The sequence below is a fragment of the Sulfurimonas hongkongensis genome, from assembly GCF_000445475.1.
Taxonomy (GTDB): Bacteria; Campylobacterota; Campylobacteria; order Campylobacterales; family Sulfurimonadaceae; genus Sulfurimonas; species Sulfurimonas hongkongensis.
Map to the genome: position 1 here is coordinate 13,679 of NZ_AUPZ01000002.1, position 18,298 is coordinate 31,976.

19 protein-coding genes, 1 tRNA gene and 1 other RNA gene are annotated in these 18,298 nt (G+C 34.1%); 14 read left to right on the plus strand and 7 right to left on the minus strand.

Annotated features, from left to right (window positions below; translation table 11 throughout):
* Positions 1–3 precede the first annotated feature (3 nt).
* The gene (locus M947_RS12570) at positions 4–561 is read left to right on the plus strand and encodes a 2-oxoglutarate:acceptor oxidoreductase subunit OorC (RefSeq protein WP_021286372.1); all 558 of its coding nucleotides are present in this window, start codon (positions 4–6) and stop codon (positions 559–561) included.
* Positions 562–722: 161 nt separating this feature from the next.
* Here the strand turns inward: M947_RS12570 and M947_RS12575 are convergent, their stop codons facing one another.
* The gene (locus M947_RS12575) at positions 723–1,340 is read right to left on the minus strand and encodes a TetR/AcrR family transcriptional regulator (RefSeq protein ID WP_021286373.1); all 618 of its coding nucleotides are present in this window, start codon (positions 1,338–1,340) and stop codon (positions 723–725) included.
* Positions 1,341–1,517: 177 nt separating this feature from the next.
* Here M947_RS12575 and rnpB point away from each other — a divergent pair.
* From rnpB to M947_RS12610, 8 genes are all read left to right on the plus strand, one after another.
* An RNA gene (gene rnpB / locus M947_RS23325) (RNase P RNA component class A) lies at positions 1,518–2,043 on the plus strand.
* A gap of 166 nt (positions 2,044–2,209) precedes the next feature.
* Positions 2,210–2,422: a hypothetical protein gene (locus M947_RS12580; RefSeq protein ID WP_021286374.1), complete on the plus strand. Its 213-nt coding sequence runs from the start codon at positions 2,210–2,212 to the stop codon at positions 2,420–2,422.
* 178 nt (positions 2,423–2,600) lie between these two features.
* Positions 2,601–3,146, plus strand: a complete 546-nt coding sequence (locus tag M947_RS12585) for a response regulator transcription factor (protein WP_021286375.1) — start codon at positions 2,601–2,603, stop codon at positions 3,144–3,146.
* Positions 3,147–3,237: 91 nt separating this feature from the next.
* Positions 3,238–3,312: transfer RNA gene (locus M947_RS12590), tRNA-Glu, on the plus strand.
* Between the two features lie 160 nt (positions 3,313–3,472).
* Complete coding sequence (locus M947_RS12595; protein WP_021286376.1) at positions 3,473–4,744, plus strand: DEAD/DEAH box helicase; 1,272 nt, start codon at positions 3,473–3,475, stop codon at positions 4,742–4,744.
* A 64-nt stretch (positions 4,745–4,808) separates the two neighbouring features.
* Positions 4,809–6,107, plus strand: a complete 1,299-nt coding sequence (gene gltX / locus M947_RS12600; RefSeq protein WP_021286377.1) for a glutamate--tRNA ligase — start codon at positions 4,809–4,811, stop codon at positions 6,105–6,107.
* Positions 6,104–6,388, plus strand: coding sequence for a YggT family protein (locus M947_RS12605; protein WP_021286378.1), 285 nt, complete (start codon positions 6,104–6,106; stop codon positions 6,386–6,388). Before gltX ends, M947_RS12605 begins: the two co-directional genes overlap by 4 nt.
* A gap of 3 nt (positions 6,389–6,391) precedes the next feature.
* The gene (locus tag M947_RS12610; RefSeq protein ID WP_021286379.1) at positions 6,392–8,008 is read left to right on the plus strand and encodes a lytic transglycosylase domain-containing protein; all 1,617 of its coding nucleotides are present in this window, start codon (positions 6,392–6,394) and stop codon (positions 8,006–8,008) included.
* On the opposite strand, the gene M947_RS12615 is transcribed toward M947_RS12610, so the two are convergent.
* A complete protein-coding gene (locus tag M947_RS12615; protein ID WP_021286380.1) occupies positions 7,944–8,444 on the minus strand; it encodes a hypothetical protein in 501 nt (166 codons plus the stop codon). The genes M947_RS12610 and M947_RS12615 overlap by 65 nt on opposite strands.
* 101 nt (positions 8,445–8,545) lie before the next feature.
* Here M947_RS12615 and mobB point away from each other — a divergent pair, with 101 nt between their 5' ends.
* The 5 genes from mobB to M947_RS12640 all read left to right on the plus strand — a co-directional run bounded on the left by mobB (position 8,546) and on the right by M947_RS12640 (position 13,145).
* The gene (mobB, locus tag M947_RS12620; RefSeq protein ID WP_021286381.1) at positions 8,546–9,049 is read left to right on the plus strand and encodes a molybdopterin-guanine dinucleotide biosynthesis protein B; all 504 of its coding nucleotides are present in this window, start codon (positions 8,546–8,548) and stop codon (positions 9,047–9,049) included.
* Positions 9,050–9,892, plus strand: a complete 843-nt coding sequence (locus tag M947_RS12625) for a class 1 fructose-bisphosphatase (protein ID WP_021286382.1) — start codon at positions 9,050–9,052, stop codon at positions 9,890–9,892. It begins immediately after the preceding gene.
* Positions 9,876–10,082: a hypothetical protein gene (locus tag M947_RS12630; protein WP_021286383.1), complete on the plus strand. Its 207-nt coding sequence runs from the start codon at positions 9,876–9,878 to the stop codon at positions 10,080–10,082. Before M947_RS12625 ends, M947_RS12630 begins: the two co-directional genes overlap by 17 nt.
* A 151-nt stretch (positions 10,083–10,233) precedes the next feature.
* Positions 10,234–12,156: a methionine--tRNA ligase gene (metG, locus tag M947_RS12635; protein WP_021286384.1), complete on the plus strand. Its 1,923-nt coding sequence runs from the start codon at positions 10,234–10,236 to the stop codon at positions 12,154–12,156.
* On the plus strand, positions 12,153–13,145 hold the full coding sequence (locus M947_RS12640; RefSeq protein WP_021286385.1) for a hypothetical protein: 993 nt from the start codon (positions 12,153–12,155) through the stop codon (positions 13,143–13,145). Before metG ends, M947_RS12640 begins: the two co-directional genes overlap by 4 nt.
* Here the strand turns inward: M947_RS12640 and M947_RS12645 are convergent.
* Genes M947_RS12645 through glmS form a run of 5 tightly spaced genes read right to left on the minus strand, consistent with a single transcriptional unit; the run spans position 13,142 to position 18,225 of the window.
* The gene (locus M947_RS12645) at positions 13,142–13,657 is read right to left on the minus strand and encodes a ferritin-like domain-containing protein (RefSeq protein WP_021286386.1); all 516 of its coding nucleotides are present in this window, start codon (positions 13,655–13,657) and stop codon (positions 13,142–13,144) included. The genes M947_RS12640 and M947_RS12645 overlap by 4 nt on opposite strands.
* Before the next feature lie 57 nt (positions 13,658–13,714).
* The gene (locus M947_RS12650) at positions 13,715–15,274 is read right to left on the minus strand and encodes an AMP-binding protein (protein ID WP_021286387.1); all 1,560 of its coding nucleotides are present in this window, start codon (positions 15,272–15,274) and stop codon (positions 13,715–13,717) included.
* Positions 15,264–16,454 (minus strand): glutamate mutase L, encoded by a 1,191-nt coding sequence (locus tag M947_RS12655; protein WP_021286388.1) that lies wholly within the window; start codon positions 16,452–16,454, stop codon positions 15,264–15,266. Before M947_RS12655 ends, M947_RS12650 begins: the two co-directional genes overlap by 11 nt.
* Complete coding sequence (locus M947_RS12660) at positions 16,451–17,815, minus strand: methylaspartate mutase (RefSeq protein ID WP_021286389.1); 1,365 nt, start codon at positions 17,813–17,815, stop codon at positions 16,451–16,453. The genes M947_RS12655 and M947_RS12660 overlap by 4 nt, the downstream gene beginning before the upstream one ends.
* Entirely contained in the window at positions 17,812–18,225 is a 414-nt protein-coding gene (glmS, locus tag M947_RS12665) for a methylaspartate mutase subunit S (protein WP_021286390.1), read from the minus strand. Before glmS ends, M947_RS12660 begins: the two co-directional genes overlap by 4 nt.
* Positions 18,226–18,298 lie beyond the last annotated feature (73 nt).

An 18,298-nucleotide genomic window follows, 5' to 3' on the forward strand; every position in this document is an offset into this window, starting at 1 on the left:
ACTATGAGTAAAACATTAATGAGATTTACAGGTGTTGGTGGACAAGGTGTTCTTCTTGCTGGTGAAATTTTTGCAGCAGCAAAAATCAAAACTGGCGGGCATGGATTAAAAACTGCAACATACACATCGCAAGTTCGCGGTGGACCTACCGTTGTTGATATCCAACTTGACGATAAAGAGATTTACTACCCATATGCAAATGATGGAGAGATAGGTTTTATGCTCTCAGTTGCACAAAAGAGTTATATTCTTTTTAAAGATGGTGTTCAGCTAGGCGGAACAATAGTAATAGACCCAAATCTTGTTTATCCAACTGACGAGGATAGAAAAAAATGGAAGATATATGAAATTCCAATTATTACTATAGCTAAAGAAGAGGTTGGTAATGTTATTACTCAATCTGTTGTAGCGCTTGCTATTGCAAACACTATGATGAATGCTATAGATAAAGATGTGCTTATAGAGACAATGCTCTCAAAAGTTCCAGCAAAAGTTCACGATGTAAATAAAAAAGCATATGAACTTGGTGAAAAATATGCTAAAGAAGCTATGGGTAAATAGTTCATAGATAGAGATGTTTCAACTTGATTGAAGTATCTCTAAGTCATGTTTAAAAAAGACAACCTTAGAAATAGGGTTGTCTTTTTTTTTAAGCTAAACTAAAATATTAATTAGTATGAAAAGATAACTTTTTCATCTATTCTCTTTAATACTAAAAAATATTAAACTCTTATACTTTCCCAAAAAAACTCAACATGCTTTTCAAATTGGGTTGATAATAGATTTGCAGAGTTATTATCAAACCTCATCAGTGTCACTTGAAGTCTTATGTAAAATAGGGTGGATAGAAACTCATAAGATATCATCATTGGATCTTGTGAGCGAATAAGTGAATTTTGCATCATAATAAAGAAAACTTCTGAGAGTATTTTAATATTTTTTTCATGAAATTCACTCATAAACTGCTCCCTTAGCTCTTTGTTTTGAAACAACTCTATCATGAGTAACCTAAACATGTTTTCGTTGTTTTTGTCAAAGGTTAGAAGCTTGTATTGCATCACAAAGTTTTGTAAAAAAACCTTACCTTTTAAAGCTGATTCTTTTATATCTAACTCTTCTTTTGTAAAAGGGGAGCTAAAAATTCCTTTAGCCACTTCTAAAAAAATCTCCTCTTTATTTTTGTAGTGGTTGTAGATAGCACTCTCTCTAATACCAACCTCTTTGGCTATTTTTCTCATACTTGTAGCTCTATATCCTGATACTGAGAAGAGCGCAGTGGATACTTTTAATATTTTTTCTTTAGTTGAGTTTTTCTTGTGTAATGTCGTATTGTTGGGCATATGTAGACCTCCTATTGTTCCATGAACAAGTGTTAATATAATTGAAATTATATATGAACACTTGTTAATGTTAGCTTATAGATAAAAGAACAACTGTTCATATATTAAAAGAGTATTATGAACACTTGTTCTTTTAATTTAAAAACTGATTTAAAGGAAGTTTTTTGTACTATTTCATAGGTACAGCAGATAGTGACTTGTATACTAGGTATGCAAGAGGAAAGTCCGAGCTGCTATAAGACAGTGTTCCATTTAACTAATGGCCGTAGTAATATGAGGGAAAGTGCAACAGAGAGTAGACAGCTACATATTTGTCGTATATCTGAACAGAGTCCAGATATACTTTCGCTAGTCGCTATGACACTAAAGTACAAAACAAGGGAACCGCTTTTGCATAGCAAAATGTTTCTTTAGAAAATGCTTTCGGCATTTTCACTTAAAGTGTGTAGAAGATGTGTGAGCAAAAGTAGTTACGGTGAAAGGGTGGTGTAAGAGACCACCAGTCTCTATAGTAATATAGAGAGCTTGTAAACCCAACATGGCAGCAAGAAACAGATGGTCAGCGTCTTATAATGCTACTGTTTCGCTAGAAGTGCTACGCGAGTAGCAAAGTAGATTAATGCTATCAAAATAAGGGAACCGCTTTTTGCTTTGCAAAAATGTTTCTTTAAAAACAAAACTCGGCTTACGCTGTACCAAATAAAAAAGCATACTAACTAATATTAATATTCAAGAGAATTTACATTATGTTAACCAATATGTAGGATTACCAATTTTATCAATCTTTATATTAAAAAGTATCAAATTTGTTTGAGATATAGTGTGTTATATTATGCAGTGTATATTACTATAACTAGATGGAGAAGAATATGAATGAAAGAAAAAAACAACTTATTATTGATATACAAAATCTTTTGAACTCTTATGATGCTAATAAAACTACATCTATTAACCCAAACCTATTAGAATTCATGGATGAAAATACTCTTATTAGCATAATTGACTCTCTTTTAAATCAAAAAGAGAACCTAATTCAAGCTGATAAAAAATGGCTTGAGAAGTTTAAAAAATATGATAATTAGTTTCTATAGGTATTTAACACAAATCAATTAAATATTTAAAAACAATTTTGGACCTCTATATTCCCCTACTTCTAGGCATTTAAAACACTTTTTGTTTTTTAGGATGTCAATTGTGCTTCATTTGTTACTAAAAAGTATGTATAATGTTATTAAGTTTTAAAATAATAAGGGATAAAATATGGCAAATATTGACTTAGTTCAGTTAACTGGACAGACAAAAAAATTGACAGCGATGATAGTTGAGGATGAAAAAGTAACTAATGAGTTACTAAGTTCTACTTTTAAGAATTTCTTTTCTGATGTATATTCTTGTTTTGATGGAGATGAGGCACTAAGAACATACAACAGAATTAAACCAGATGTAGTTTTTGTAGATATAGTAATGGCTGGGATGGATGGTATAGAACTATCAAGAAAAATCCGTCAAATTAATCCTACCCAAATCATTATAGTAATCTCAGCAAGTAATGATATAGAGAAAATTTCTGAATCTATAGAAGTTGGAGTAAACAGCTTCATTCAAAAACCAATAGATACTAAAAAAATTATTGAGCTTTTAACTAGTGTTGTTGCTATGGTCTCTAAAAAAAGAAAGGTAGAAACTAAAACATTTTCTATCTCTCTTCCATTAGATCTATATGACTTAGTAAATGATAATGCAAAAGCAGAAAGTATCTCTAAAAATGCTGTTATTATTAGAGCCTTAAGAGGTTTTTACGACTAAAAGATAAATTTTGCTGAGCCAACGAAATTTAAGGTTTTTTTAACAAATCACTTTATATAATTTCGGCTCGGTTTTTAAACCACCTTTATGTGGCCCCATCGTCTAGCGGTTAGGATCCATGGTTTTCATCCATGTTACAGGAGTTCAATTCTCCTTGGGGTCACCATCTTTTTTTTAAACTCCCCTATTTTAACCACTTCTATAAATTGATTTTTTAAGATATTACTATTAAGACTCAGTTATTGGTAAACGTGATTTGTCGAAATACGAATCTCATATTATCGTAAATTGTGCTATTATGTATCAATATTAAAACTAGGAAATTTATGTTATTTAACACACTTGGGCTGTCAGCTCCACTATTAAAGGCTATTAAAGAGCAAGGTTATAGTGAACCAACCCCGATTCAAAAACAGTCTATCCCTGTAATTTTGGATAGAAAAGATATACTTGCAGGTGCACAGACTGGAACAGGCAAAACGGCTGGATTTACTCTTCCGATACTTGAGCTTTTAAGCCGTGCAAGAGATTCTAAAAGTAAACCCCATCATATAAAAGCATTGATACTTACTCCTACAAGAGAGTTAGCCGCACAAGTTGGAGAGAGTGTAGCACTTTATGGAAAATTTTTGCCATTTAAGTCATGTGTGATTTTTGGAGGTGTAAAAATAAACCCTCAAATCGCACAACTTCGTAAAGGCATGGATATTGTCATAGCAACTCCAGGACGACTTTTAGATCATGTGAGCCAAAAGACCATTGATCTCTCAAAAGTAGACTTTCTTGTCTTAGATGAAGCAGACAGAATGTTGGATATGGGTTTCATAAATGATATTAGAAAGATTTTAGAGATTTTGCCTAAGCAAAGACAAAACTTGCTTTTCTCAGCTACTTATTCAGATGAGATAAAAAAACTCTCAGATAGACTTTTAAACTCTCCTACACTTATAGAAGTAGCACGAAGAAACACTGCATCTGAGATAGTAAAGCAAGCTGTTTATCCAGTAGATAAAGGACGCAAGCGCGAACTTCTTACGCATCTTATTAAAAAAGGTGACTGGAAGCAGGTTTTAGTCTTTAGTAGAACTAAACATGGTGCAAACCGTTTAGCTGGTCAATTGGAATCAGACGGCATAGCAGCGGTGGCCATTCATGGAAACAAAAGCCAAAATGCTAGAACAAAAGCTTTAGCTGACTTTAAAAAAGGTGAAGTACGAGTTCTCGTGGCTACTGATATCGCAGCTCGTGGGATAGATATAGACCATCTTCCTCACGTAGTCAATTATGAACTTCCAAATGTAAGTGAAGATTATGTACATCGCATCGGTAGAACAGGTCGTGCAGGAAACAAAGGCGAAGCAATCTCTCTTGTTTGTATAGATGAAGATGAGTACTTAAAAAACATCGAAAAACTTATAAAAAAAGATATCCCTAAAGTATGGTTAAAAGGCTTTAAGCCTGATCCATCAATAAAAGCAGAGCCTATTAAGCAAGGTGGCGGAGGAAGAGGTCGCACAGGAAACTCTAGAAGTAGGCCGAGCAATAAAGCTGCACAGAGCAGAGCTAAATCAAAAGATGCATCAGGTAGAAGAAGATAGATAAACAAATCAGCCTTTAACCTAAGATTTGCTAATATTATAAAAATTATTTTTAGGAAATTTCATGTTAAGATTTGCACCTAGTCCAACTGGTGATATGCATATAGGGAACTTAAGAGTCGCCCTATTTAACTTTATTGTCTCGCAACAAAAAAAAGAAGATTTGATAATTCGTATCGAAGATACAGACAAAGAGAGAAATATTGAAGGAAAAGATCAAGAGATTTTAGATATCTTAGCCCTTTTTGGCATTACCTACTCTCAAGTTATATATCAGAGTGAAAATTTTCGCTTTCACTCTGCTATGGCCTTGCAACTACTACATGAAAAAAAAGCATTTAGTTGTTTTTGCTCTCCTGAGTGGCTTGAGAAAAAAAGAGAAGAAGCAAAAGAAAACAAAGAAGCTTACAGATACGATGATGCTTGCAGAGATTTGCTAGCTGAATTAGTTATAGACAATCTAAACCCTTTTACCATCAGGCTAGCAAGACCGACTGATACTATCATTATAGATGACTTGATAAAAGGAAGTGTGAGTTTTGAGCCAGATGCAGTTGATAGTTTTATTATTATGCGTCAAGACAAGACTCCAACATATAACTTTGCTTGTGCAGTAGATGATATGCTTAGTGATATCTCTTTGGTTATCCGCGGTGAAGATCATATGAGTAATACCCCAAAACAAGACCACATTAGAAAATCTTTGGGTTATGAGAAAAATGTCCAGTATGCACATTTGCCTATCATACTAAATGATATGGGCAAAAAAATGAGTAAAAGAGATGATGCTTCTAGTGTAAAATGGCTTTTAGAAGAGGGTTTTATACCTAGCGCTATTTCAAATTATTTAATATTAATAGGAAATAAGCCTCCTTGTGAGATATTCGACATAAAAGATGCCATAAAATGGTTCAACTTAGAAAGTATCTCAAAGTCTCCTGCTCGCTTTAGTATGGATCTCTTAAGACACATCAACAAAGAACATCTAAAAAAGATGGATGCGACTGAACTCTCAAGATATGTTGGTTTTGCTGATGCAAACATTGGCGAGCTTGCAAAGATTTACTTAGAAGAAGCCTCCACAACAAAAGAGTTGAAATCTAAAATAACTCCTATATTTGCTCCAAAAGAGATGCCAGAAGAGTTCAAAGAGTCCGCAAAAATCATAACTAAAACTATTAAAGATGCGCCCTACTTTGAGGAATATGATGAATTTAAGAGCTATGTTATGAAAACCTCAGGACTAAAAGGTAAAGACTTTTTTAAACCACTTAGGATTTTGTTGACAGGTGCACAAAATGGTCCAGATATTGCTTTGGTTTACAAATATTTGAAAAATTATTTAGGGGAGATTGTTAAATGAGTGTATTAATAGAAATTATCCAAGGTCTAGGTTCTATTGTTGTAAGTCTTATCACCATATATATTTGGGTTATTATCATAACTGCGCTTATGAGTTTTGTAAATCCAGATCCTTACAACCCAATAGTACAGTTTTTAAATAGAGTAACGCAGCCAGCATATAGGTTTGTAAGAAGATTTATGAGAACTGTTTTTAATGGCATTGACTTAGCTCCACTTGTCATAGTTGTAGCTTTGCAAGTTCTAATAGTTTTACTATCTGCCCTACTTCGTTCTTTTTAGTCAATGTTTAAGCTCTTTTTACTACTTTTTATATCAGCAACTCTGAGTGCTGATATAACGCTTCAAGATATAAAATCAAAGCCTGCTAGTCGGATGAAAAATTTTATGATTTGGCAGTTTTTAAAGCAAGATATAACTCCAAAAGAAGCTGATGAAGCGTACTCTTTAGTTAAGGGAAAAAACTATAAAATATATAAAGAGTATATTAAAAAAACCGACAATAAAGAGATAAAAAAAAGAATTTCATGTCGAGGAAAGAAAAATCTTCTCTCAATCAAAGATGAAGAGTGCTTAAAGCTTGCCTTCTCTCTTTACAAAACACTTCCAATGACCAATAAACAAAGAGAGTTGTTAGCTTTAAAAGTAAAAGAGAAGTCTAAAAAAGAGCTTTTAAAGATACAGTGCGAACCATATACACAAGAAGCTTATGAAAAATACGATGCCAATACAATTCTTACTAATTTTATTAGTACAACAAAAAAACATAGAAGAGAAAACTTAAACATTTTCTTGGATGAAACTTTTATAAACTCTCTTTCTAGTTCATGGAAAATATCTCAGTTTGTAGAGATAGTTTTACATGATGAGCATCTAGATAAGCTCAAACAATCACTCTTTAATTTAAGAGGCGACAATCTAAACTCTAAAACGAACTTCCATCTTGCCCTTAATCATCTACTGCATAACAACAAGGATGGAGCGATATCTTTTTTTAAACTTTCTATGCAAAAGGCTAAACACAGAATAGATGTAGATAAAAACTACTTTTGGATTTATAAAGTTAGTAAAGATAAAAAGTATTTAGATGAACTTTTAAAGAGTAGCGATATTAATATCTATACTCTTTATGCACATGAGATGCAAAATAAGGAAGTAGATAACTACTTTAGTGCAGTTGAGACAAATGATATGAAGGCTTCAAGAGATTTAAAAAATCCTTTTGAATGGAAAAGTATCTTAAAAGAGATAAGAGAAGCTCCACAAGACAAACTTTATGAGTTATCACAAGAGTATATGAATCAGGAGATGATACCAGTTCAAACTATGATACTTGAGAGAGCTTATAGTTATAAGATGCATGGATTTATTATGCCATATAGCAACTACTTAAGAGATATAAAAAATGATGAAAAGGCTCTTGTTTATGCGATAATGCGTCAAGAGAGTAACTTTATACCATCAGCTTTATCTACTTCTTACGCTTTAGGTTTGATGCAGATTATGCCCTTTTTAACTGATGATCTATCAAAAAGGGTTAAAGAACCAGTGGAGAGCTATGAAGATATGTTTATCCCTAAAAATAATATAAATTACGCCTTAAAACACTTAGCATGGATGAAAAAATCTCTATACCATCCTCTTTTTGTTGCTTATGCTTATAATGGCGGAATGGGTTTTTTAAAAAGACATCTAGAGAGTGGAACATTTAGTAACTCAGAGTATGAACCATATCTTAGCATGGAACTTATGGCAAATAATCAGAGCAGAGAGTATGGAAAAAAGGTCTTGGCAAATTATGTAATGTATAAAAAAATCTTAGGAGAGGAAGTCTCTATTATTCATCTTTTTGATAGACTAAAACATCCGAGCGAGACTGATCGGTTTCGAGAACAAGGCTAATTTTATCTTCACTCTCTTGTTTAAATGCTACAAGATAGTATAGATTCCACTCATTTTCAACCGATGTAAGATGAGAAAATTTATTTTTTGCATCTAGTTTTTTTATCTTTATAGGCAGTTTAGAGTTAAGTCTCATTGTAAGTTTTATATCATCTAGTTTTTTAGGATCAAACATCTCTTTTTTGTCTTTTAAGTAGAGATATACATAGAAATACTCATCATTTGTGTATATTTTAGGATAGACTTTGTTTAGGTAAATGACAGAGACTATCCCATCTATGTTTTGTGAAGTCTTTATCTTTGAGCTTTGTAGATTTGCAGCAGCTAACTCTTGATCTTCTTGCATATTAAATTTATCAAAGGCATTTTTATCAGCGCAAGCTACAAAAAGTGTCAAAATAATAAAAATACCTAAAAAAGTTACTGTTTTTTTCATATCTATCTCTCTTCTTTTTTAAAGAATTATAGCTTATTAAACAAGCTTTTAAAGACTATTTTGTATAATCACTTTAAATTTTAAATAAAAAAAGACATAACTTGAAAAAAAGATTAGCAGTTGCATTTACAGGTCCATCAAATAGTGGAAAAACTACACTTATTTTAAAAGTAGCTAGAAAACTCATACATGAGTTAGGCAAAAAAGTAGCTATTATTAAACACGATCCAAGTGATAAGGCTCGTTTTGATGTTGAGGGAAAAGATAGCTATAAGTTTTCAGATACTGGATCAGAAGTTATTGTGACTTCTCCTACTAGGACTACATATTTCTCAAAACAAAACAAAGATTTAGATGAGATGATTAGACTCTTTGATGATTTTGATATCTTACTTGTGGAGGGTTTAAAAAATCTACCTCTTCCACGCATTAGCATATTTAGGGGCTCACTAGAGAGTGAATATTTTCCTTATATGGATGCTCTAGCTATTGATGATAGTATCAATATAGATGAGTATGAGATACCAAAAGGTGTTGATATTTTAGATATAAACGAGTGCGAAGATGTCATATCTTGGATATTTAAAAATGCAAAGGAAGTGTAGATGACAGATATATTTGATGCAATTCAGCGAACTGCAAAGAGAATCAAAAAAGCCATAGATGTAAAAGATATAGGCTATTCACAACAAGCTAACAGCTCTGGAGAGACTCAGCTTCAGCTTGACATTCAGTGTGATATGATTATTGAAGAAGAGTTTTCGCAAGTTCCATCGATTCACACAATAGCGAGTGAGGAAAAAGAAAAGGAGGTACTACTTTGTGAGACTGGAAAGTACTTCATAGCTTATGATCCTCTTGATGGCTCATCTTTGGTTGATGTAAATTTAAGTGTAGGTTCTATCTTTGGCATATATGAGGGTGCATTTGAGGCTAAAAAGATGGTGGCTTCTTGTTACGTTGTTTTTGGTCCTAGAGTTGAGATGGTTTTTGCCCACAACAAAACAAAACTGCATCTACTTCAGGGCGAAGACTTCGTTTTTGTAAAAGAGATACGTCTAAATAACAAAGGCAATATAAACGCTCCTGGGGGAACTCAGCAAAATTGGGAACCATATCACAAAGAGATGGTTGATAATTTTTTTGCTGAGGGTTATAGACTTAGATACTCAGGTGGTATGGTTCCAGATTTGCATCAGATACTTCTAAAAGGTGGCGGGCTTTTCTCATATCCAAACACAAGTGACAGACCTAAGGGAAAACTGCGTAAACTTTTTGAAGTTTTTCCTTTTGCCTTTGCCTTTAAAAAAGCTGGTGGAGAAGCTACCGATGGAGAATTTGACTTGATGGAGCTAGAGTGTTTTGGTATACACGAAACATCTCAATGTTTTTTTGGCTCAAAATATGAGATAAAAAAAGTAAGAGAAGTCTATGCAAACAACAGATAATAAACAAGATGATAAGTTTGAGCTTTATCTTGATGAGATGATACAAAAAGTTCAAACTTGTCAAAAAGAGAGAACTTTAGAGTCTTGTAGTTTATGTGAGAAATATTTGACTTGTGAACTTAGGCATGAGTATATAAATGCTGTGTACAACAGTATGTCCAAAGGCGAGACTGGCGGATTTGAGTTCTAAAAAATTAACAAGCTAAACAAAAACCAAGTATTGGCGTGACAAGCCAAAGAGGCACAAGTGCTGATAGCTTTGCGCTGAGCAAAACCAAGTGTTAACGTAGCCAAAGGGACTTGTTCCTTTGGCGTGACAAAGTAAAATTAAGGGAGATTTTTTGAATAAGTATATAACAACACCTATCTATTATGTAAATGGCGAAGCGCATATTGGTCACGCATATACAACTTTTATAGCTGATGCAATGGCAAGATATGAAAAACTAAAAGGTCATAAAACCTACTTTCTAACAGGGACTGATGAACATGGTCAAAAGATAGAAGAATCAGCAAAAAAAAGTGGTAAACCTACTCAAGAGTTTGCAGATGAGATAAGTGCATCTTTTAAAAATCTTTGGGATGAGTTTGAGATAAGCTATGATAAGTTTATTAGAACAACAGATAAAGATCATATGCTAGGCGTCCAGAAAGCTTTTGAGGTCATGCATGCTAAGGGCGATATCTATAAAGACTTTTATGAAGGTCACTACTGTGTGAGTTGTGAGACTTTTTTTCCTGAGACTCAACTTGTAGATGGAGAGTTTTGCCCTGATTGTGGCAAGCCTACAAATGTTGTTAAAGAAGAGAGTTACTTCTTTAGGCTCTCTAAATATGAAGATGCACTACTAGAACACTATGAACAAAACCCTGACTTTATACTCCCCCGCTCTCGTGCAAATGAGGTTAAAAATTTTGTAAAGAGTGGTTTGAGAGACCTCTCTGTTACCCGTACTTCTTTTACTTGGGGAGTCCCTATACCAGAATCTATAAATGATAAAGAACATGTTATGTATGTTTGGCTAGATGCGCTTATGAACTATGTAACTGCACTAGGCTATGGTAAAGATGATGTAAACATGGAATTTTGGCCTGCATCTATGCAACTTGTGGGTAAAGATATCTTGCGTTTTCACGCTATTTACTGGCCTGCTTTTCTTATGAGTCTAGATCTACCTCTTCCAAAACATATTGGTGCACATGGTTGGTGGACTAGAGATGGAGAGAAGATGAGTAAATCAAAAGGCAATGTTATCTCTCCAAGAGAGGTCGCAAATGCTTATGGAGTTGAAAACCTTAGATATTTTATGCTTAGAGAAGTCCCTTTTGGCCAAGATGGAGACTTCTCGCAAAGAGCACTAATAGAGAGAATAAATTCTGAACTTAGTAATGATCTTGGAAATCTTTTAAATCGTATTATTGGTATGAGTGGTAAATACTCTGAATATGAAATAGATAGCAAAGACGTAGAGAAGTACCATAGAAATGAACTAGATGCAATGAACAAAGCTCTTGCAAATCTTGATGATTTTATGCAAAATATGCAGACTCATAGATACTTAGAAGAATTATGGAAGCTATTTACTATAGGAAACAAAGCTATAGAGGAACACGCTCCATGGACTAAAATGAAAGAGGACAAAAAAGATGAAGCACTAGCTACTGTAGCGTTAGTTGCAAATATTTTAGCTAAAGCCTCTATAATGCTAAGCCCTGTGATGCCAAAGACAACTGTTACTATTGCAGATGCACTAAATTTTACTATAGACAACGCAAGCTACAATGAGCTAATTATCGATAGAAAATTATTGAAATTATTTAATATCAAAAAAGTCCCTCCTCTCTTCCCTCGCGTAGAAGAGCCTTTAATGCCAGAAGCTCCTGAGGCCCAACCAAACAAGCCAGAAGAAGAGACTAAAGAGGAATTAGAACAAGATAATCTTATAGAAATAGGTCAGTTTTTTGAAACTTCGCTAAAAGTTGGACATATCGTTCAAGCTGAGGAAGTACCAAAGAGTAAAAAACTTCTAAAACTTCAAGTGGATTTGGGTGAAAGTAGAACTCGTCAAGTTATAGCTGGCATCAAAGAGTTTTACTCAGCCGAGAGTCTAGTTGGAACACAAGTCTGTGTAGTTGCAAACTTAAAACCTGCAAAACTTATGGGCATGATCTCAGAGGGAATGCTTCTTGCTGCTAAGGATGAAGATGGTCTATGTTTAGTAAGACCTGAAAAACCTAAAAAAGCAGGAACACCGATTGGATGAGACTTGAAAACTTCCTGGCACTTACACATGGAGTACTTATAAATGAGCCATGTGTAAGTAGTTTTGAAAATACAATTTTCCAAGCACATAGAGTAAAAAGGGGAGATCTCTTTTTTGCTTATAATCAAGAGGATATAGAAGTTGCTGTAAAGAGTGGCGCTTATGGGGTTGTTTTTGATAAGCAGATTGAGATAAGTGATAGCGAAATAGCTTGGATAAAAGTTGATGACTTAGACGAGGCTATAAAGAGACTTCTTCGTTTTAGACTTATTGAAAAAGAGGTTGTGGCTTATGAGTGCAATGAAATAGTTCTAAAACTAGCTCTTCAAGTCATAACACAAAATAGTTTTTTAGTTGCTCACGGAGATATGAGAAGTGTTTTTAAGTCTCTTTGGCAAGTAGAGGAGAGAGCCACTATACTCTTCTGCCCTGCTCTTAACTCCAGGGATATCTTTACAAACATAAGAACTCTAACAAAAAACACAAGAGAGTCAATCCAAATAATGGAACAAACTCTTTTTGAGACTTCATTTATCTATGATAATATTTTTTATGAGAGACAACTTATATCACCATTTTTCATCCCTTACTTAGAAGAACTTCTGCATCTATATAAAAGTTTAAAAATTGATTTTAGACTTAGAAAATTTACACAAATAGAACATTTTCAAGCTCTCTTTACTAACAAAAATTTTGAGATAAAAGAGTTTGGAACTAGTGATAAAGTGCTTATCTTTGAGCAAAACACAAGTATCATAGAGAGCGAGATAAGGTTTTTAAACTCAAGTGCACCTTGGGCAAAGATAATTATTGTCATTCCAGATTCTCTTGCTATCTCACAAGATGAGAGCACTTTTAAGTATAAACACCAAAAAGAGATACTTGGTATTTTAGGGCAAAATCATTTTCATTTTGCTCTTATTGTTGGAGTAGATAGAAGCATCTTAGAAAAAAAGACACCCTACCATACTCAGCCGACTCTTTTTTAACTTAGATTTTTCTTTATCTCTGCAAAAAATTCGCCTATATCATCATGAAGGGCTTGTAAATCCTCTTCATGCTCTACTTCATCAGCTAAGATCTGAGAGACAATATCATAAGTAACTATATCTTTTCCTTTAGTGATATCTGCTAGACTTGAATAAACGCTAATTGCACACTGCTCACCTTTTATAGCTTGTTCTAAAACTGATAATACACTAGCGTCTTCTGGTGCTTCATAATCACAATTGGAATTTTTCGTCCAATCATTCGGATGTAAAGTAGGTGTACCACCTAGTTGTAAGATACGCTCAGCTACCATATCTGCATGACGTAGCTCATCTGCTGCATGCTCAAGAAGTTCAGTAATTGCAGCATCTTTCATAATACCCTTAACTACTTTTGCTTCTACAAAGTATTGGTAATAAGCTAACCACTCATCACAGTAAGCCTTATTTAGCAACTCTACAACTTCTGTTGCTTCTATACCTTTTAGTATTGAGATTCCTCTTTTTGCCATAATTTTACTCCTTTGGTCTGTATTTTAGAATTTTTCTAGAGCTCCATTATGCCATACTTAAATAAACTCTCTCTTTAGTGCATCTTTATTTATCTTATTTCTATCACTTTGCACTAGAGGGAGAGACCTTTTATATATGATTTTACTTGGGATCATATAAGAAGCAAGATGTTTTTTAAGCTCAAATATTATCTCTTTTGGAGCTAATTCACTAAGAGCTGAGTAAACCATAACAATCTCCTCTTCTATCTCTTCATTTTCTATAGAAAAGACTGCACACTCCTTTATCTGGGGCAGACACCTATTTACAACAGACTCTATCTCAAAAGGTGAGACTCTAAAACCTCTAGTTTTTATCATATCATCGTCTCTTGATACAAAGTAGAGATAACCCTCTTCATCTTTGTAAACATAATCACCAGATGCAACTACTACTTCATCTCTTAGTTGACCCTCTAGGTTTATAATATCTTTTAAAATCTCAATTGACTTAAATCTTTTTGCATTTTGTTCAGGTGCCTTCCAGAAACCTCTATATATATAGCCGCCTCTGTGTATTAGCTCCCCTACTTCACGGACTTTGCACTCTTTACCATCTTCGTTTAAGACGAAAAGCTCAACATCAGGGATGGCTTTACCTATAGATTCAGGTCGTATCTCAATCTGTGATGGGTCAAGATATGTTGAACGAAATGCTTCTGTTAAACCGTGCATAGAAAAGAAAAGTGCCTCTCTAAATGTTTTTTTGCACTCTTTTATCATCTTTGGAGTTACGTTTCCACCTGATGATGTAATTATTCTAACCCCATCAAAAAGTTCAGGATTTGGGACTCTATTAATATCAAAAATCTGTGTAATATTAAAAGGCATCAAAGGTAAAACTGTTACTTTGTCATTTATGAGATGGTTAAAAAAGTCCTCTGGCAATATAAACCTATGAAGTGCAAGAGTAGCTCTTTTATAGAGTGTGCTAAAGATTTGATTTAGTCCATAATCTAGGTTAAAGATAAGAATGCCAGAGATAATATCACTCTCTTCTAGACTTAGATATTGTGATGCTACACGAGCTGAGTCTATTAGATTTCTGTGCGAGATAACTATGCCTTTTGGAGTCCCTGAGAGTCCAAAAGAGTAAGTAATAATGGCATTGTTGTGGCCATTTACATCACAATTGTATGTTTTGTTATAATATTTAAAAATCTCTTCAAATGAAGCTATATCACTAGAAGCTGTTTCATATGAAATAATATGACCATTGAAACTAATCTCTTCTATGCTCTCTAGCTTTACTTTATCAGTTATAATGCACTTTATATCACAGTCATCAATAATGTACTCAACTTGTTTTGGCTTTAAAAGCTTTGTAAGAGGTACTAAGATGTAAGGAGTTGAGAGAATGGCAAGGATTGCTATAACTTGATCTATCCCTTTGTTTGAATAGACTCCGATTCGTGACTCTTTTGGAAGATCTAGCTCATTTAAGTAGTAAGCGACCTGATCAACTCTCTTTAAAAGCTCTTTGTAGCTAATGCTATCTTCGCTAAAAACAATCACTTTTTTTTCTGGATGCGTTAAAGCTCCATCTTCGATAAGTGTTCTAATAGAGTTAATTGACATTTTCTTCTCCTCCTGCTCCAATGGTCCAAATATCATAGTTGCCATCTAGTACTGTCATTGGGTTGTGTTGTGAATTTAGTATCTTTTTGTAAAAAAATGAGATGATATCTTCTATTTCATTTGCAGATAAAACCTTAGTAATGCCACCTGTAAAGACTATGGAGTTTATAGAGAGAAGTTTTAGGTTTATGTATGATTGTTTATAGTATGACATCTTTGTTAGTACTAAAAATATCGCAAGTTGCATCAAAACCTTAGTACCTTTTTGACTCTCATCGCTAAAAATGTTCTCAGTCACTTTAAGATGTGCTAAAAGCTCATAAACAAACTCGTTACTTTGGGCTGCGAAGATAAGAGACTCTTTTGATTTATAAACTCCAAGCTTTTTAAAGACAAGTCTGTCATACTCATTTTCGGTTACGATATTGTCATCAACTAAGTCTTTTGAGTAGTGAATATCTGTTGTAGCTCCACCTATATCTATAAGTATAAAAGGATCAACTACACCAAATTTTGTATGGATAAATGGAAGTGTTTTGTTTACTATATATGGGGTTGAGTAGATTTGATTTGCGGTGATTTCATAGAGGTTTTTGATATCTTCTTTTCCCTCAATATCCTGCTGATATAGATTTGTAAGATAGACTTTTAGATTTTCTTCTATAATATGAAGCTTTTCATCTATGATATTAGGTAGTATGACGAGATTTTGGATATTTTTCTCTAGCTTTTGTGCTTCATTTTCACACCCTACAAAGACTATATTTGAGTAGTTTAACTTTTCTAAATACTCATACAAATCATCTTTAAAAATATCCCTATTTGAGTTGATTCCACCAACTATGATGACTACATCAATCAAATCACTAGGGATGGAGTAGTCCAAGAGGTTTTGATACATCACACTCTCTATAATGTTGATGCCAGAGTTAAAAGCAATGTTTTTAGCATACTTTAGAGAAAAGGAGTTTGTAAGTCCGATGATTAGAGTGCTAAGACCTCCATTTGCCGAAGAGCAGATATATACATCATTTTTTTTATAGCACTCTATGGTTTTTTGGCATTTGTATTTTAAATCATCTAATATATCTTTGTTAAAGTCTCTAAAATGCTGTTCTATACACTCTGGTGTACTAACTTTAAAGTAGGTACTTCCTACGTCTATTAGTAGTCTGTTCATTGCATAATTCCTATGTCGTGAATGATATCATTAACTATACTTGTAGTGTCTTTGTTAAGGTTACACTGCGCCTTTTCATATTCGTAACACCTTTTGGGTATAGGTACATTTCCTCTTTTTATGATGCGGATGTTTTTCTTTGCATCTCTTATGGTTATCATCTCGTTGTGGTTTATGATGTGAGGTGAAAATGGTACATCTATGATGCCATTTTTTATGGAGTTAAAGACCTTTCTCCAAAGAGTATCGGCTGGGTCATTAAAAACCGCCTCCATAATAGCATGAACTTCAAGAATTAAAATCTCCTCCTCTTCTTCATCTACAATACGCGGAAGACCATTTAAGATGCCAAGAGTGTATTGAGTGTTTGCAACTGTCGCGGCGTTTGCCTCTTTTGTAGGGATTCCTGATGCTTCTTCTCTTGTTTTTGTAATTATCTTATCCGCCCCAACCATAGATGCTATGACTGTTGACATATTTATAAGCTGTTCTGCAAAGCTTTTGTTGGTTGGAAACGCTCCCATCCATTGATGATAGACTAGATGGATATTTGCATCTTCGCAACCTATCTCTTTTGCATAAAAAGCTGAGAGCTTTCTAATAACCGCACCCATAACTATGTCTTGGTTCATGGAGCCAGTTTGAGAAAAAGAGACTGAAAATGATTTCACACCCTCTTCTAGTGAGAGTAGCATCTCTAAGAGCTGTATCACAATAGTAATAGCTGGAGGCACAAGAGTTGCAGTTAGCGGACCAAAAGATTCTCTGTTTATGGGTTCATTTAAGCGTGAATAGTTTGCACAAACTCTCTCAACATATTTCCAATACAAAAAAGCTTTATCTAGTGGAAAGTTTTTAGAGTATGGCAACAAGTAGGTAATAGGTCCGCCCTCTATCTCAAAGATGCCAGATGCGATAGCGGTCTCTATAAGAAGTCTTGCATCTGGTGTACCGTGCCTTAGGCTTACAGGCTTGTTAAAGTGAGTTATCATCTTTCTTGTAGTTCTATAGCCGTGATTTACAAGTGGATAGCCATTTAACATATCTACATCATTTTCTTCACTTAGGCGTAGCATCTTCTTTGCAGTTGCATAATCGTTTAGTCTTGTGTTTGAGTCGATAGTAAGTGGTAAAACATCGACATTTGCATTTACAAAAAACTCATTTAGAGCGTATTGTTTCTTGTATGTTGGGAAACCACCACGAGGCTGAACTAGCATCTTCTTTTTTGTCTTAAAGTGGTGTGAGATAAAGAGTTCTTTACTAGCACCTCTTACAAACTCTTCAACCTCTGCAAAGTCAAAGTTATCTACATACTCGTTACTTAGTATGATCTCTCTTTCTTCTTGAAGCAAGCTCATCTCATACCTCTTTGTTTTAAGTACTCTTCTAAGGTATCGAGCCCTGTATTTAAGTCTACTTGATGAAAAACCAAATCAAAACCGTAGTTTTTATACTTTGGCACTATCTCTTCTGCATCTGCACTACCCACAACTAAGTTTCCACCTATCATCATAACAAGATTGTCTAAGCCTTTGTAGCTTGATTTTAGAAGTTTTATCTCCCTACTCCAACCCTCAGCCTCGCCATTTAGCGAAGAGATAAGAAGCACCTCCGCCCCAGTCTCAACCACCGCATCAAAAAACTCTTCAAGGTAAGTGTTTACCCCAAGATTAAAAACCTCAAAACCTCTTGCATTTAAAGAGAGTTCGATGAGTCTATTTGCCACAACGTGTATATCGTTCCCAACTACGCCTGTTACTACTTTCATGCTATTTCATGCCTATTTATTATTATGCTGCAAGGATAGCAAAAATCTTTTAAAAGTTTGGTAAGGTGAGTTT

Bases quoted from the DNA above. Each gene is read 5' to 3' on its own strand.
- M947_RS12660 (WP_021286389.1), bottom strand. From the start codon at position 17,815: ATGAGCTTGCTTCAAGAAGAAAGAGAGATCATACTAAGTAACGAGTAT.
- glmS (WP_021286390.1), bottom strand. From the start codon at position 18,225: ATGAAAGTAGTAACAGGCGTAGTTGGGAACGATATACACGTTGTGGCA.
- M947_RS12585 (WP_021286375.1), top strand. From the start codon at position 2,601: ATGGCAAATATTGACTTAGTTCAGTTAACTGGACAGACAAAAAAATTG.
- M947_RS12625 (WP_021286382.1), top strand. From the start codon at position 9,050: ATGACAGATATATTTGATGCAATTCAGCGAACTGCAAAGAGAATCAAA.
- M947_RS12575 (WP_021286373.1), bottom strand. From the start codon at position 1,340: ATGCCCAACAATACGACATTACACAAGAAAAACTCAACTAAAGAAAAA.
- gltX (WP_021286377.1), top strand. From the start codon at position 4,809: ATGTTAAGATTTGCACCTAGTCCAACTGGTGATATGCATATAGGGAAC.
- M947_RS12605 (WP_021286378.1), top strand. From the start codon at position 6,104: ATGAGTGTATTAATAGAAATTATCCAAGGTCTAGGTTCTATTGTTGTA.
- M947_RS12630 (WP_021286383.1), top strand. From the start codon at position 9,876: ATGCAAACAACAGATAATAAACAAGATGATAAGTTTGAGCTTTATCTT.
- M947_RS12650 (WP_021286387.1), bottom strand. From the start codon at position 15,274: ATGTCAATTAACTCTATTAGAACACTTATCGAAGATGGAGCTTTAACG.
- M947_RS12615 (WP_021286380.1), bottom strand. From the start codon at position 8,444: ATGAAAAAAACAGTAACTTTTTTAGGTATTTTTATTATTTTGACACTT.
- M947_RS12655 (WP_021286388.1), bottom strand. From the start codon at position 16,454: ATGAACAGACTACTAATAGACGTAGGAAGTACCTACTTTAAAGTTAGT.
- M947_RS12570 (WP_021286372.1), top strand. From the start codon at position 4: ATGAGTAAAACATTAATGAGATTTACAGGTGTTGGTGGACAAGGTGTT.
- M947_RS12595 (WP_021286376.1), top strand. From the start codon at position 3,473: ATGTTATTTAACACACTTGGGCTGTCAGCTCCACTATTAAAGGCTATT.
- M947_RS12580 (WP_021286374.1), top strand. From the start codon at position 2,210: ATGAATGAAAGAAAAAAACAACTTATTATTGATATACAAAATCTTTTG.
- M947_RS12645 (WP_021286386.1), bottom strand. From the start codon at position 13,657: ATGGCAAAAAGAGGAATCTCAATACTAAAAGGTATAGAAGCAACAGAA.
- M947_RS12610 (WP_021286379.1), top strand. From the start codon at position 6,392: ATGTTTAAGCTCTTTTTACTACTTTTTATATCAGCAACTCTGAGTGCT.
- M947_RS12640 (WP_021286385.1), top strand. From the start codon at position 12,153: ATGAGACTTGAAAACTTCCTGGCACTTACACATGGAGTACTTATAAAT.